This window comes from Enterobacter cloacae complex sp. 394I7 (assembly GCF_057320345.1).
Genome location: NZ_JBXWCR010000008.1, coordinates 34551 through 48645, shown reverse-complemented (window position 1 = coordinate 48645; position 14095 = coordinate 34551). Strand labels below are relative to the sequence as shown.

14 protein-coding genes are annotated in these 14095 nt (G+C 53.6%); 7 read left to right on the top strand and 7 right to left on the bottom strand.

Annotation, left to right across the window (positions count from 1 at the left end):
* Positions 1 to 128 precede the first annotated feature (128 nt).
* Entirely contained in the window at positions 129 to 1496 is a 1368-nt protein-coding gene (degQ, locus tag AC2FAP_RS20450) for a serine endoprotease DegQ (protein WP_014171844.1), read from the top strand.
* A gap of 92 nt (positions 1497 to 1588) precedes the next feature.
* The gene (gene degS / locus AC2FAP_RS20445) at positions 1589 to 2656 is read left to right on the top strand and encodes an outer membrane-stress sensor serine endopeptidase DegS (RefSeq protein WP_020883511.1); all 1068 of its coding nucleotides are present in this window, start codon (positions 1589 to 1591) and stop codon (positions 2654 to 2656) included.
* A gap of 83 nt (positions 2657 to 2739) precedes the next feature.
* Here the strand turns inward: degS and mdh are convergent, their stop codons facing one another.
* Positions 2740 to 3678, bottom strand: coding sequence for a malate dehydrogenase (mdh, locus tag AC2FAP_RS20440; protein ID WP_014171846.1), 939 nt, complete (start codon positions 3676 to 3678; stop codon positions 2740 to 2742).
* Between the two features lie 397 nt (positions 3679 to 4075).
* Here mdh and argR point away from each other — a divergent pair, with 397 nt between their 5' ends.
* The 3 genes from argR (at position 4076) to yhcN (AC2FAP_RS20425) (ending at position 5564) form a co-directional block, all read left to right on the top strand.
* Positions 4076 to 4546, top strand: coding sequence for a transcriptional regulator ArgR (argR, locus tag AC2FAP_RS20435; RefSeq protein WP_014171847.1), 471 nt, complete (start codon positions 4076 to 4078; stop codon positions 4544 to 4546).
* A 377-nt stretch (positions 4547 to 4923) separates the two neighbouring features.
* The gene (yhcN, locus tag AC2FAP_RS20430; protein WP_014171848.1) at positions 4924 to 5187 is read left to right on the top strand and encodes a peroxide/acid stress response protein YhcN; all 264 of its coding nucleotides are present in this window, start codon (positions 4924 to 4926) and stop codon (positions 5185 to 5187) included.
* Positions 5188 to 5297: 110 nt separating this feature from the next.
* Positions 5298 to 5564, top strand: a complete 267-nt coding sequence (gene yhcN, locus AC2FAP_RS20425) for a peroxide/acid stress response protein YhcN (RefSeq protein ID WP_014171849.1) — start codon at positions 5298 to 5300, stop codon at positions 5562 to 5564.
* Positions 5565 to 5631: 67 nt separating this feature from the next.
* On the opposite strand, the gene AC2FAP_RS20420 is transcribed toward yhcN (AC2FAP_RS20425), so the two are convergent.
* The 5 genes from AC2FAP_RS20420 to aaeX form a co-directional block, all read right to left on the bottom strand.
* Positions 5632 to 5904, bottom strand: coding sequence for a barstar family protein (locus tag AC2FAP_RS20420; protein ID WP_014171850.1), 273 nt, complete (start codon positions 5902 to 5904; stop codon positions 5632 to 5634).
* A gap of 45 nt (positions 5905 to 5949) precedes the next feature.
* Positions 5950 to 7404 carry an NAD-dependent succinate-semialdehyde dehydrogenase gene (locus tag AC2FAP_RS20415; RefSeq protein WP_025202906.1) on the bottom strand — a complete coding sequence of 485 codons (1455 nt, stop codon included), beginning with the start codon at positions 7402 to 7404 and terminating at the stop codon, positions 5950 to 5952.
* Positions 7405 to 7493: 89 nt separating this feature from the next.
* On the bottom strand, positions 7494 to 9461 hold the full coding sequence (gene aaeB / locus AC2FAP_RS20410) for a p-hydroxybenzoic acid efflux pump subunit AaeB (protein ID WP_014171852.1): 1968 nt from the start codon (positions 9459 to 9461) through the stop codon (positions 7494 to 7496).
* A 5-nt stretch (positions 9462 to 9466) separates the two neighbouring features.
* Positions 9467 to 10399 (bottom strand): p-hydroxybenzoic acid efflux pump subunit AaeA, encoded by a 933-nt coding sequence (gene aaeA / locus AC2FAP_RS20405; RefSeq protein ID WP_485453010.1) that lies wholly within the window; start codon positions 10397 to 10399, stop codon positions 9467 to 9469.
* Between the two features lie 7 nt (positions 10400 to 10406).
* Positions 10407 to 10610: a p-hydroxybenzoic acid efflux pump operon protein AaeX gene (gene aaeX / locus AC2FAP_RS20400; protein ID WP_003860416.1), complete on the bottom strand. Its 204-nt coding sequence runs from the start codon at positions 10608 to 10610 to the stop codon at positions 10407 to 10409.
* Between the two features lie 179 nt (positions 10611 to 10789).
* Between aaeX and aaeR the strand changes: the two genes are divergently transcribed.
* Entirely contained in the window at positions 10790 to 11716 is a 927-nt protein-coding gene (gene aaeR / locus AC2FAP_RS20395) for an HTH-type transcriptional activator AaeR (protein WP_014171854.1), read from the top strand.
* Between the two features lie 218 nt (positions 11717 to 11934).
* Positions 11935 to 12549 carry a YagU family protein gene (locus tag AC2FAP_RS20390; protein ID WP_410388457.1) on the top strand — a complete coding sequence of 205 codons (615 nt, stop codon included), beginning with the start codon at positions 11935 to 11937 and terminating at the stop codon, positions 12547 to 12549.
* Between the two features lie 51 nt (positions 12550 to 12600).
* On the opposite strand, the gene tldD is transcribed toward AC2FAP_RS20390, so the two are convergent.
* Positions 12601 to 14046: a metalloprotease TldD gene (gene tldD, locus AC2FAP_RS20385; RefSeq protein WP_014171856.1), complete on the bottom strand. Its 1446-nt coding sequence runs from the start codon at positions 14044 to 14046 to the stop codon at positions 12601 to 12603.
* Positions 14047 to 14095 lie beyond the last annotated feature (49 nt).

The window sequence follows — 14095 nt, the reverse complement described above, 5'->3', positions numbered from 1 at the left end:
CCGTGCTTTCTTCATGACCCCAGCTATTATTGAGTAAGCACTTCATTGTTCAGCTGTTTAAAATTCAATAACATAAACGTGTTTTAGGGCCGTTTTTCCTTTATTCCAGGTTACGAGAGTCAGCATCGATGAAGAAAAAAAACCAGCTGTTGAGCGCTATAGCGTTAAGTGTCGGGTTATCTCTCTCGGCGTCCTTCCCTGCATCTGCCGCCCTGCCTTCCCAGGTACCCGGCCAGGCGGCAATTCCAAGCCTTGCGCCAATGCTGGAAAAAGTTCTGCCTGCGGTAGTGAGCGTGCAGGTAGAAGGCACGGCATTACAAAATCAACGCGTACCTGAAGAACTGAAAAAATATTTTGGCGATGAGTCGCCCGACCAGCAGGCGCAGCCTTTTGAAGGTCTGGGTTCTGGCGTCATTATTGATGCGGCCAAAGGTTATATTCTGACCAACAATCATGTTATCAGTCAGGCCGATAAAATCAGCGTACAGCTGAACGATGGGCGTGAGTTTGAGGCCAAACTGATTGGCGGCGATGACCAGAGCGACATCGCACTGCTACAGGTGCAAAACCCGAGCAATCTGACTCAGATTGCCATTGCGGACTCCGATAAACTGCGTGTCGGTGATTTTGCCGTCGCCGTGGGGAATCCGTTTGGTTTAGGGCAAACCGCTACCTCCGGGATAATCTCGGCGCTGGGTCGCAGCGGTCTGAATCTGGAAGGCCTGGAAAACTTTATCCAGACCGATGCCTCAATCAACCGCGGGAACTCCGGCGGGGCCTTGCTCAATCTCAACGGCGAGCTGATTGGGATTAACACCGCTATCCTGGCGCCGGGCGGCGGCAGTATCGGCATCGGTTTTGCTATCCCCAGCAATATGGCCAAAACGCTGGCGCAGCAGCTCATTCAGTTCGGTGAGGTCAAACGCGGGCTGTTGGGCATCAAAGGGATGGAGATGAGCGCTGACATCGCGAAAGCGTTCAACATCAATGTGCAGCGCGGTGCGTTTGTCAGTGAAGTGCTGCCAAACTCCGGCTCGGCAAAAGCTGGCGTGAAGTCGGGCGATGTGATTGTCAGCCTGAACGATAAACCGCTGAGCAGCTTTGCGGAACTGCGCTCGCGTATTGCCACCACCGAACCGGGTGCCAAAGTGAAGTTAGGCCTGATTCGTGATGGTAAGCCGCTGGATGTCGAAGTGACGCTTGATAAGAGCACCTCATCCTCTGCCAGCGCGGAGCTTATCGCCCCGGCGCTGCAAGGGGCAACGCTGAGCGATGGGCAGCTGAAAGACGGGACGAAAGGAATTAGTGTCGATACCGTCGAGAAGAGCAGCCCTGCCGCGCAGGCCGGATTGCATCAGGATGATGTGATCATTGGCGTGAACCGCAATCGCGTGCAATCCATCGCAGAACTGCGCAAGGTGCTGGAAAGCAAACCGGCGGTTATTGCCCTGCAGGTTATGCGCGGCAACGAGTCTATCTATATTCTGTTGCGCTAAGCATTTGCGATTCCGGACATCACCGCTGCGTGTGATGTCCGGATAACTCATGTTATGCTGCAAATCGTTCCTTTATTAACGACACGCGCATCATGCTTTTAAAGCTCTTTCGTTCAATTGTCATCGGTTTGATTGTTGCCGGCCTGCTGCTGGTCGTCATGCCGTCTTTACGCCAGTTCAATAAGCTGTCGGCGCCTCAGTTCGACAGTGCGGATGAAACGCCTGCGACCTACAACCAGGCCGTTCGCCGTGCCGCGCCTGCCGTGGTTAACGTTTATAACCGTGGCCTCAATAGCTCAGCCCATAACCAGCTGGAGATCCGCACTCTCGGCTCTGGGGTAATTATGGACGAGCGCGGCTACATCATTACCAACAAACACGTGATTAACGATGCCGACCAGATCATCGTTGCCCTGCAGGATGGCCGCGTGTTTGAGGCCCTGCTGGTGGGCTCGGATAGCCTGACCGACCTGGCTGTTTTGAAGATCAACGCCACGGGCGGTTTACCGGTTATTCCTATCAACCGTAAACGAACCCCTCATATTGGCGACGTCGTGCTGGCTATCGGTAACCCTTATAACCTGGGCCAGACGATCACGCAGGGGATTATCAGCGCCACCGGTCGCATTGGCCTCAACCCGTCGGGACGGCAGAACTTCCTGCAAACCGATGCGTCCATCAACCACGGTAACTCCGGCGGTGCGCTGGTCAACTCGCTGGGCGAACTGATGGGTATCAATACCCTCTCGTTCGATAAGAGCAATGACGGTGAGACGCCGGAAGGGATTGGGTTCGCCATTCCATTCCAGCTGGCGACCAAGATCATGGATAAGCTGATCCGCGATGGCCGTGTGATCCGCGGTTATATTGGTATTGGCGGTCGTGAAATTGCGCCTATGCATTCGCAGGGCGGTGGCATCGATCAGATTCAGGGCATCGTGGTCAACGAAGTGTCGCCTGGCGGCCCGGCGGCTAACGCGGGAATTCAGGTTAATGATGTCATCGTGTCGGTCAACGGCACACCAGCGGTATCGGCGCTGGAGACCATGGATCAGGTTGCGGAGATCCGTCCTGGCTCTATCATCCCGGTTGAAGTCATGCGTAACGATAAGAAGCTGACGCTGCAGGTGACGATTCAGGAATACCCGGCCACCAACTGACAGGCATAAAAAAACGGAGCGCATTGCTCCGTTTTTTTTGCCGGGCGGCATGACTGCTTACCCGGCCTGTGGGGACATCCGTTTTACTTGTTAACGAACTCTTCGCCCAGAGTGATATCTTTCTTCAGCGTATCCAGCATGCCTTCCATCGCGTTCTGTTCAAACGCGCTCAGCTTGCCAATCGGCTGATGTTCTTCGATACCGTTTTTACCCAGCAGCAGCGGCTGAGAGAAGAAACGAGCGTGTTCGCCGTCGCCTTCAACATACGCGCATTCAACAACGCCTTTCTCGCCCTGCAGTGCACGAACCAGTGACAGACCGAAACGTGCCGCCGCCTGGCCCATAGACAGGGTTGCAGAACCGCCACCCGCCTTCGCTTCCACCACTTCGGTGCCCGCGTTCTGGATGCGTTTGGTCAGATCAGCCACTTCCTGCTCGGTGAAGCTAACACCAGGGATCTGCGACAGCAGAGGCAGAATGGTGACACCAGAGTGACCGCCGATAACCGGCACTTCAACTTCTGAAGGCTGTTTGCCTTTCAGTTCAGCCACAAAGGTGTTGGAACGAATGATGTCCAGCGTGGTCACGCCGAACAGTTTGTTCTTGTCGTAAACACCGGCTTTTTTCAGCACTTCTGCCGCGATAGCAACCGTGGTGTTCACCGGGTTGGTGATGATACCAATGCACGCTTTCGGGCAGGTTTCAGCAATCTGCTGCACTAGGTTTTTCACAATACCCGCGTTGACGTTGAACAGGTCTGAACGATCCATGCCTGGCTTACGCGCCACACCAGCGGAGATCAGCACCACGTCCGCGCCCTGCAGGGCAGGACGAGCATCTTCACCGGAGAAGCCTTTGATTTTCACAGCTGTCGGGATGTGGCTCAGGTCAACCGCCACACCTGGGGTTACCGGAGCAATATCGTACAGGGAGAGTTCTGAGCCTGAAGGCAGTTGGGTTTTCAGTAGTAGGGCAAGCGCCTGGCCGATACCACCAGCAGCACCGAGGACTGCGACTTTCATCCTAAACTCCTTATTATGGTTAACTTAAGTATCTGTAACTCCGTTGCGGCGACCATAATTCAGCAGGTAATTAATTACAATTTTCGTCACTAAATAATTTGAGGTCGCGCGACTTTATCTCTCACCAGAAGGCTATCTGACGACAGACGACAACGAATTAAGAGGGGGTTACAATACACCCTGCCACGCCACCAAAACAACATCATTTTGATAACATTTAATTTACTTTTAAGCTTATTTGCTTGCCGTGACCCAGGCATGTTTTCTGATAACGAAATCTGATAAAATCACTCCCTTTCATAACATTATTTCAGCCTAACCGCTGGCAGATAATTTGCATAAAAATTCATCCACATGCATAATAATGTTGTTTCTTTCGTCATATTCCGGGTGACTTATGCGAAGCTCGTCTAAGCAAGAAGATTTAGTGAAGGCGTTTAAAGCGCTACTCAAAGAAGAGATATTCAGTTCTCAGGGAGAAATTGTTCAGGCTTTACAGGAACAAGGCTTCGATAACATCAACCAGTCGAAAGTCTCCCGCATGTTAACCAAATTTGGTGCGGTACGTACGCGTAACGCCAAAATGGAGATGGTCTACTGCCTGCCTGCAGAACTTGGCGTGCCAACCACCTCCAGTCCGTTGAAGAATCTGGTTCTCGATATCGATTACAACGATGCCGTTGTCGTGATCCATACCAGCCCAGGTGCTGCACAGTTGATTGCACGTATGCTGGACTCACTGGGTAAGCCCAAAGGCATCCTTGGGACGATTGCGGGTGACGATACCATCTTCACTACCCCCGCCAATGGCTTCTCAGTGAAAGATCTCTACGAAGCGATTCTGGACCTGTTCGAGCAGGAACTCTGATTACCCTCCCCGTGGCGTCCTGCTGCGGGGATCATTCTGCTTCTGCCGCGTTTCCCCCTGTTTTATCCCGCCCTTTACTTTAACAAATAGTGCTTTTTACCGCTCATTAACATTCACTTGGTGAATGATAAATCAAAAAATCGCACAAAAAATCAAAAGCTGATATCCATATGATTTTCTTAGATATACAGCCACAAATTGAACAGTAAATGTACAATTTTATGCCATTAGGTTATAAAAAACAGGCTAGTTAATACGTAATAACAACAGAAACAATTAGTCTGGTATTAATTTTTACCGTTATTAGTGTATACTTGATTTTGTGATGAGGGTCACGAAACAAAGACCCCACTAAAAATTCGACGAGGTAAAGAATCATGAAAATCAAAACTACTGTAGCGGCGCTCAGCGTCCTGTCTGTCCTGTCATTCGGTGCTTTCGCCGCTGACGCTATCAATGCCGAGCAGGCACAATCCCGCCAGGCAATCGGTACGGTTTCTGTCGGCGCAATCGGCACGTCTCCAATGGACATGCATGAGATGCTGAACAAAAAAGCGGAAGAACAAGGTGCGTCATCTTATCGCATCATTGAAGCGCGTTCAGGTGACCACTGGCACGCAACCGCTGAGCTGTACAAATAAGTTTTAGTAATAACTGAAGACCAAAATCTCTACTCAACGGCACCAGGCATAAAAATAGCAGTTCAACCCTTCTCGCCGTTGAGCAAAAACCCTATTCAGGAGCAAAAACTATGAAAACCAAATTCATCATCGCAACCCTCGGTCTGGCATCCGTTCTCTCTTTCGGCGCAAGTGCAGCCGTACAGCAAGTGAACGCTGACCAGGCGCAGAATCTGCAGTCTATGGGGAGTGTGTCTGTGACGTCCGTTACCGGCTCTCCAATGGATATCCGTCAGGCACTGGCCGCTAAAGCTGAAAAAGCAGGCGCCAGCAGCTATCGCGTCACCGAGCTGAACCAGGGTGACCACTGGCATGCAACGGCTCAACTGTATAAATAAACCCTCGTCGTATCTCATCATACGACTTGCCCCTGGCCTTCTGGTCAGGGGCTTTTTTATGGCTTGATCAATGGCGCGCGTTGAAGCGTAGCTGCCCTTCCAGCTCTTCTTCCGCTTCATCAAACAGCAAAATGAGTGCGCCAAACCGTCTGCGCAACTTTTCAGGCAGATGGATAAACTCAATTTCCAGCGGTAACGGCAGCAGGCTGCCGGTCACCACGTCCCACAGCGTGTCCAGATTGGTGACGCTTTCCCGTTCAAGATCAAACACCCGGATAAATTCACGATAGAAGTCATCCTGACTGTCGATCTCGTCAAAATCAAAGGTATAGGTTTTCATTGCCAGTCACCCAGTCCAGGCGAGCGGCCTTCGCCGCCCTGATTATTATAATCCCCCAATATGCAGGGTTTTGACTTCCAGATACTCTTCCAGTCCCAGCACGGACCCTTCACGCCCAAGGCCAGACTCTTTTACCCCACCAAACGGCCCCAGCTCTGTGGAGACGGCACATTCGTTAATTCCTATCATCCCGCTTTCGATGGCCTGCGACACGCGGAAGACACGTGCCAGATTTTGGGTATAGAAGTAAGCCGCCAGGCCATATGGCGTGTTGTTGGCACGCTGGATAACCTCATCTTCCGAGGTAAAACGGAAGCAGGCCGCAACCGGGCCAAACGTCTCTTCTTCAGCCAGTTTCATGCCTTCATGGCAATCGCCCAGGACAGTTGGCATCCAGAAATTGCCGCCAAGCGAATGGGGTTTACCGCCCGCCAGAACGGTCGCCCCCCGGGCCACGGCATCTTCAACGTGTTCACGCACCTTATCGACGGCGGAGGATTCGATCAGCGGCCCCACGATGACGCCCTCTTCGAGACCATTCCCGACCTTCAGGGCCTTCACCGCATCGGCAAGCTTATTCACAAATTTGTCGTAGACGGTTTCCTGGATATAGAAACGGTTAACGCTGACGCAGACCTGGCCGGCATTGCGGAATTTATTGGCGATAGCCCCTTTAACGGCAGCCTCAATATCCGCATCTTCAAAGACGATATACGGCGCATTGCCTCCCAGCTCCATCGACACTTTCTTCATGGTTTCTGCGGCGTTACGCACCAGCGTTTTGCCGACAGAAGTCGAGCCGGTAAAGGAGATTTTCCGCACCTCATGGCTCGCCATAATCGCGTCACTGATTTCATGCGTATTCCCGGCTACGGCGTTGAGTACCCCATCCGGTACACCGGCCTGTTTTGCCAGCGTAAGCAGCGCGAAGGCGCTGAGAGGTGTGTTATTTGCCGGTTTGATTACCCCGGTACACCCTGCCGCCAGCGCCGGACCTAATTTACGGGTGAGCATGGCCATCGGGAAGTTCCACGGCGTAATCGCCGCGACCACGCCGATGGGCTCGCGGGTCGCCAGGATGCGGGAGCCCGGTTTGATCGGTGGAATAATTTCACCGTTCGCGCGCTTGGCCTCTTCGGCGAACCACTGGATAAAACTCGCGGCGTATTCCACCTCGCCTTCCGCTTCTTTCAGGGGCTTGCCCTGTTCGGTGGTCATTAAACGCCCGAGCCAGCTTTTGTTCTCAATGATCAGTTCGTACCAGCGGTAGAGAATTGCCGAACGCGCTTTCGCGGTTTTGGCGCGCCATGCCGGGAAGGCTTTGGCCGCCGCGGCAATGGCGTCTTCGGTTTCTGCTTTGCCGGCTTTGGCTACTCTGGCGATGACCTCACCGGTAGCCGGGTTCAGCACATCAAACGTCGTGTCCAGCGTTTTCCATATGCCGTTGACCAGATAACCGGTCTGAAAAAGGTGATTATCCTGAAGCGCCTGGGTTGTCATGTGTCCTCCCTTCCTGAATGTAAGAGCATGCTGGAATAAGTATAGCCACAAAAAAACCGACGCTTTTGGCGTCGGCTTTTTTACTTCAGTCAGTTATCCGTAAGGGCGTTCTGATAGCGATGCAGCATAAACACCAGCCGTCCTACCGGCTCTGTCACCTGAGGCGGTGCTTCCCAGACTTTCAGCTTCTCCTGGTAGATATCCAGCTCTTCAAGCAGTTGCTTAAAGTAACGACGTCGTTTGTCATCGCTGGAGGCAGAAAGCACGTGGTCGGCCGTCCGACGCAGCTGGCGGTGGAAAGCCGACAGATCGTCATTGATGGGCACGGGGGCATTACGTAAACGCTGGTGCGCGATAATCATGGTCAAGGCCAGACGGAACTTGGCGATGTCACCCGGGAACTTGTTCAGCAGTAAAAACAGCTGCTGATAGAGCGCCGGCAGGTGGTTCTCTTTGCGACGCGCGGTATTGGTGGTCATGGACGACACGGCAGCCGAGACAAACTGATTCAACAGCACGCGGCCCGTCCGTGCCTGAGAGTTATCCCGTACCAGCAGAATGACCATCATCGCCAGGAAACAACCCACCAGCTGACCTAAGGCGCTGTCTAAGAACTGGCTAAAATGGAAGGTCATCGGGTTATCCAGCACAATGATGTTAATCGTACTGGCCAGGGCACCCAATGAACCCAGCCGGCGCTTTTGCACTTCGATTCCGATAAAGAATGCCATCACCGCGAGGCTAATACAGAGCAGTAACATGCTCTGCTGGGTTGAGGGAATGATCACCAGAAAATAGAACGCGCCAATCGGCAGTGCAGCAATTGTGCCGAACAGGAAATCAATGGCCACCATGCGCGGATTCGGAAGACGCATCGCCAACGCGGTAACGACGGCGATCATCACCATCGCGCCGCTGCCGGAGGTCCAGCCGGTCCACAGCCAGAACAGCGTGCCGAGCATACAGGCAAGCGTTGTACGCCAGAAGTTAACCATTGCGTGATGGCGTTCGGCGGATTCTGCCTTGATCACCACTTCACCCTGCAGCACCTCTTCTTCTACCGCGCTGATTTTGGTGTTACTGATCACACCGCGTTTCAGCAACAGGTAGCGCGTCGCGGCCCCGACCCAGGTATAGATCGTCACTGGCGTATCACGATCCCCGGTCCAGGCAATGACCCGGCGCATGCGTTTAAGCTGTTTGTGTACGTCCTGAACGGTTTCCACCGGCTCCGCAAACAGCTCGCGGAAGGTATCGGTTACCGCGTCCGGGCGGGTGTTTTGGATCAGATAGGTTTCACACGCCTGGGTAATCAGCGTTAAGGAGACGGTGTTGATGGCTTTAAGGCGTCGGTTGGCACGGGCCCAGCGCGAAGACTCCATGTTCAGATTGCTGCGCATTCCTTCCAGCGCCGTGGTGCGGCGCACCAGAGCGCTCCAGGCTTTATCCACCTCTTCGCTGTCACCATGCTTAATACAGAGTTGCATCAACTGATACTGGGCAACAATCAGCGCATCCAGTTCACGATCCACTTCCTGCTTAATGGAGCGAGGAGAGAAAAGCAGGTCAGCGACAATCGCACTGACAATACCGATGACAATCTCACTGCAGCGTTCCACGGCAAACTGTGGGGCAAGCAGCGGTTCGCTTTGAATGGTGATGATAATAATCAGCGCGGTATAGCCGGCCAATCCCCAGGCGTAGGAGTTCTCCACCTTCACCAGTGACGAGAGCCAGGTGCAGAAGCCCGCCCAGATACAGCACACCATCAGCATCAGCAGCGGCGTGCGGATCATCAATATGATGATGGTCAGTGCGGCGAAACAGCCAATAAATGTCCCGATGATGCGCAGCATCCCACGGTAGCGGATCGCCCCGGAGTAAGGTTCCCCGCCCGCAGCAAAGGCAGGCCCTGCCGCGACAATCGCCGCCGTCAGTACGGCCCAGCGGGGGGTTTCCAGCTGAAAGTGGAAGCCGACAAACAGCGCCAGCACAATGGCACACGCCAGCTTAACGGCGAAGCGAATGTGCTGGCTGGCGATGGAAAAGATACCCATAACGATTAACCAAACTCGCGCAGGCGATGGGCTATTTTACGGAAGATGGAGTCCTGGCTGGCGTCACGGTCTTTTTCACCGGTGATCACCACCGTCGCTGTGGTCCCGGCAGGCCACAGATTGCCCTGCTGTTCATCCAGGTGGATACGCACCGGCACACGCTGGGCCAGACGTACCCATTCCAGGTTGGAATCCACCGTCGCCATCCCTTTAGTATCGTTAGAGCTGCTGGAGTTAGTGACCCCCGCGGCTACGCTGTCGACGGTGCCTTTCAGCACTCGGTTACTGCCAAGCGGCGTAATTTCAGCCCGGAACCCCGGACGCACGCCTTCCAGTTTGGTCTCTTCCATATAGGCGAGCACGTAGAAGGAGTTCTGTTTAACCAGCGCCACGGCGGTTGAGCCGCGGTTGATAAACTCCCCGGCATAAACATTCAGGTTGGTGATCCAACCATCGGCTGGTGCGCGGATCACGGTGCGCTCAAGATCGAGCCGGGCAAGATCGCGCGTCGCTTGCGCTTTGGCCAGCTGATGCAGCACGGTTTGCAGGACGTTATTGGACTGGTCAATCTCTTCGCGGGACATCGCCTGAACACCCAGTTGGTTACGGCGACCTGCCTCACGACGTTTCTCGGAAGCCAGCGCCTGATAATAGGCCACATCCGCTTCGGCTTCTTCTAACGCTTTCTGATAACGCGGCTGGTCGATGGTGAACAGTACCTGATCTTTTTTCACCAGCTGGTTATCGTGGACATTGACCGCAGTGATGAGACCCGCCACGTCGGGGGCGATTGCCACGACATCGGCGCTAAAGCGTGCATCACGCGTCCACGGTGATTCGGTGTAGTAGACCCAGGCGCGGAAAATAGCGATGAACGCGAGGATAACGAGCGCCATGGTGATGGCAGTGCGGGAGATTTTTCTTGTTAGCGTTTTCACATCAACCTCAGACAAACATGCGCGATATCAGGTAAAACAGGCAGCAATACAGCGCGGTATTGAACAATGCAGGATGCCAGACAAAATCGTAGATCCCGGTGGGGACCAGCACCTTGCGCACCAGCCAGAAAATCGCCAGTGATAAAAGAAGCTCGAAAAATATCGGTGGGAACGACAAACCGAACACCACGATAACGGGAAACAGACTCATGTTGACCTTGATTAGAGAGAGTGCAGGCTTCAGACTTTTTTAGCGCACGCCACCGCAGGAGAGCAAGAAACGCCGGGCGAGAATGGCGCAGCCGTTATGTAATTAATAATATATTAACGTAACTGTTATGCTGTTATCTATAATATGTGATCTAAATCACTTTTAAGTCAGAGTTAACAATGGAACGTCTAAAACGGATGTCGGTCTTTGCCAAAGTGGTTGAACTTGGCTCTTTTACCGCCGCTGCACGTCAGCTTCAGATGAGCGTCTCTTCCATCAGCCAGACCGTGTCCAAACTGGAAGATGAGCTGCAGGTCAAGCTACTCAACCGCAGCACCCGCAGCATTGGTCTGACGGAAGCGGGTAAGATTTACTATCAGGGTTGTCGCCGCATGCTGCTCGAAGTGCAGGATGTGCACGAACAACTTTACGCCTTCAACAACACGCCTATCGGTACGCTGCGCATCGGTTGTTCTTCAACTATGGCACAAAATGTTCTCGCCGCCATGACCGCTGACATGCTGAAAGAGTACCCGGGATTAACCGTCAATCTGGTCACGGGCATTCCCGCCCCGGACCTGATTGCCGACGGGCTGGACGTGGTGATCCGCGTGGGGGCATTGCAGGACTCCAGCCTCTTCTCCCGGCGGCTGGGCAGTATGCCAATGGTGGTCTGCGCCTCGAAAAGCTATCTGGCTCAGTACGGGGTACCGGAGAAACCCGCCGATCTCACCAACCACTCCTGGCTGGAGTACAGCGTTCGCCCCGACAATGAATTTGAGCTGATTGCCCCGGAAGGGATTTCCACCAGACTGCTGCCGGAAGGACGGTTCGTCACCAACGATCCGATGACCATCTCGCGCTGGCTGGTGGCCGGCGCCGGGATCGCGTATGTGCCGTTAATGTGGGTAATCAACGAGATCAACAGCGGTGTACTGGAGATCCTCTTCCCGCGCTATCAGTCCGATCCGCGTCCGGTGTACGCGTTGTATACCGAGAAAGACAAACTGCCGCTCAAGGTTCAGGTATGCATAAACTATCTGACCGAGTATTTTGTGGACGTGGCGGAGTTGTTTCAGGGAATGCGCGAAAGAAGAAAGGAATAACCTTTAATTTCCGAAATGTATATTTGTGATGAATATTCCAGGATGATACAGATCGTCATTCAGGAATATTCCTTCCCCCCTGCCAGGAATAGCGAATTGACACTGCCGCCATCTGCGCCTTACCTTATAAACAGTCTGACAGTCAGGCTGTTATTAATTTGTTACCGATATGAATAATAAAATGTATTTTTCAGGATGACGTTAAACAAGGAAAAGAAATGAATATATTTGAACAAACACCGCCTTCACGCAGGCGCTATGGACTCGCCGCGTTCATTGGTTTGATTGCAGGGATTGTCTCCGCCTTCGTAAAATGGGGAGCAGAGGTGCCGCTTCCGCCGCGAAGCCCTACCGATTTATTCACCAGCGCATGCGGACCGGAACAATTAATAAGAGCCGCAGGTCAGATTGATTGTTCCCGCAATTTTTTAAATCCTCCTTATGTATTTTTACGCGACTGGCTGGGCATTACTGACCCTAACGCCGCGGTTTATACCTTTGCCGGACATATATTTAACGCGGTCGGCGTAACACATATTATTTTCTCTATCGTCTTTGCAGTAGGGTATTGTGTAGTTGCTGAAGTCTTCCCGAAAATTAAACTCTGGCAAGGTTTACTGGCGGGTGCGTTAGCGCAGCTTTTTGTTCACATGATCTCCTTCCCGCTGATGGGGCTGACACCCCCGCTGTTCGAACTGCCCTGGTACGAACACGTCTCAGAGATCGTGGGGCATTTGATCTGGTTCTGGTCGATTGAAATCATTCGTCGTGACCTACGCAACCGCATCACGCACGAGCCAGACCCGGAGATCCCGCTGGGTAACGCACGTTAAAAAAAATGGCGCGACTTTTACAATCGCGCCATTTTTTCAGATTGGTTCAGGTCAGGCGGTGCCGCCCACCGTCAGGTTATCCACTTTCAGCGTTGGCTGACCGACGCCAACCGGCAGGCTCTGGCCCTCTTTACCGCAAACACCAACGCCGTTATCCAGTTTCAGATCGTTACCGACCATGGAGATCTGCTGCATGGCTTCAATACCGGAGCCAATCAGGGTCGCCCCCTTCACCGCTTTGGTCACTTTGCCTTTCTCAATCAGATACGCTTCTGAAGTGGAGAAGACGAACTTACCAGAGGTGATATCCACCTGACCGCCACCAAAGTTTGGCGCGAAGATGCCGTAATCAACGGACTCGATGATCTCCTGCGGTGTGGATTTACCCGGCAACATGTAGGTGTTTGTCATACGCGGCATCGGCAGATGCGCGTAGGATTCACGACGGCCGTTGCCCGTTGGCGCAACGCCCATCAGACGCGCGTTGAGTTTGTCCTGCATGTAGCCTTTCAGGACGCCATTTTCGATCAGCACGTTGTACTGCCCGGGCGTACCTTCATCGTCGATTGAAATCGAGCCACGGCGATCCTGCATCGTGCCGTCATCAACCACGGTACAGAGTTCAGATGAGACGCGTTGTCCCATCTGGCCGCTGAATACGGAGGTGCCGCGACGGTTAAAATCGCCTTCCAGGCCGTGGCCCACCGCTTCGTGCAGCAGCACGCCAGGCCAGCCTGCGCCGAGTACCACCGGTAATGTACCGGCGGGTGCCGCCACGGCAGACAGGTTCACCAGCGCCATGCGCACGGCCTCTTTTGCCCACGCGTCAGCGCGTGCTTCACCGTCAACATCGCCCAGGAACCAGTCATAACCAAAACGACCGCCGCCACCGCTTGAACCGCGCTCACGCTTACCATCGTCTTCAACCTGCACGCTGACAGAAAGACGTACCAGCGGACGCACATCCGCTGCCAGCGTGCCGTCTGTCGCCGCGACCAGGATCAGTTCATAGACACCGCTCAGGCTGGCAGAGACTTCCTGCACGCGTTTATCCGCAGCGCGTGCGACTTTATCCACGCGGCGCAGGATATCCAGTTTCTCTTCACGGCTCATGCTCTGCAGGGGATCGATACTGGTATAGAGTGCAGAGTGCTGCACTTCACCCAGCGTCTTCACGCGACCGTCACCGGTTTCGCGCACGATAGTCCGCGCGGCCAGCGCGCTCTGCTCCAGTGCGGCCAGGCTAATCTGGTCGGCATAAGCAAAACCGGTTTTCTCGCCGCTGACGGCACGTACACCGACACCCTGGTCAATGTTATAAGAGCCATCTTTAATGATGCTGTCTTCTAAAACCCAGGATTCGTGATAGCTCGACTGGAAATAGAGATCGCCGTAGTCGAGACGGCGTTCGGTCAGTTGACCAAGAATGGAGAACAGGTCCTGATGGCTCAGGCCGTTCGCTGCGAGCAAATGTTCACTTACCAGGTTCAGACTCATCGTATTGCTACTCGTTCGTTGCCGCCCGTGGCGGTATATAAATCGTATT

Excerpts from the sequence above, each read along its gene's own strand:
- degQ (WP_014171844.1), top strand. The coding sequence starts at position 129 with ATGAAGAAAAAAAACCAGCTGTTGAGCGCTATAGCGTTAAGTGTCGGG.
- degS (WP_020883511.1), top strand. The coding sequence starts at position 1,589 with ATGCTTTTAAAGCTCTTTCGTTCAATTGTCATCGGTTTGATTGTTGCC.
- mdh (WP_014171846.1), bottom strand. The coding sequence starts at position 3,678 with ATGAAAGTCGCAGTCCTCGGTGCTGCTGGTGGTATCGGCCAGGCGCTT.
- argR (WP_014171847.1), top strand. The coding sequence starts at position 4,076 with ATGCGAAGCTCGTCTAAGCAAGAAGATTTAGTGAAGGCGTTTAAAGCG.
- yhcN (WP_014171848.1), top strand. The coding sequence starts at position 4,924 with ATGAAAATCAAAACTACTGTAGCGGCGCTCAGCGTCCTGTCTGTCCTG.
- yhcN (WP_014171849.1), top strand. The coding sequence starts at position 5,298 with ATGAAAACCAAATTCATCATCGCAACCCTCGGTCTGGCATCCGTTCTC.
- AC2FAP_RS20420 (WP_014171850.1), bottom strand. The coding sequence starts at position 5,904 with ATGAAAACCTATACCTTTGATTTTGACGAGATCGACAGTCAGGATGAC.
- AC2FAP_RS20415 (WP_025202906.1), bottom strand. The coding sequence starts at position 7,404 with ATGACAACCCAGGCGCTTCAGGATAATCACCTTTTTCAGACCGGTTAT.
- aaeB (WP_014171852.1), bottom strand. The coding sequence starts at position 9,461 with ATGGGTATCTTTTCCATCGCCAGCCAGCACATTCGCTTCGCCGTTAAG.
- aaeX (WP_003860416.1), bottom strand. The coding sequence starts at position 10,610 with ATGAGTCTGTTTCCCGTTATCGTGGTGTTCGGTTTGTCGTTCCCACCG.
- aaeR (WP_014171854.1), top strand. The coding sequence starts at position 10,790 with ATGGAACGTCTAAAACGGATGTCGGTCTTTGCCAAAGTGGTTGAACTT.
- AC2FAP_RS20390 (WP_410388457.1), top strand. The coding sequence starts at position 11,935 with ATGAATATATTTGAACAAACACCGCCTTCACGCAGGCGCTATGGACTC.
- tldD (WP_014171856.1), bottom strand. The coding sequence starts at position 14,046 with ATGAGTCTGAACCTGGTAAGTGAACATTTGCTCGCAGCGAACGGCCTG.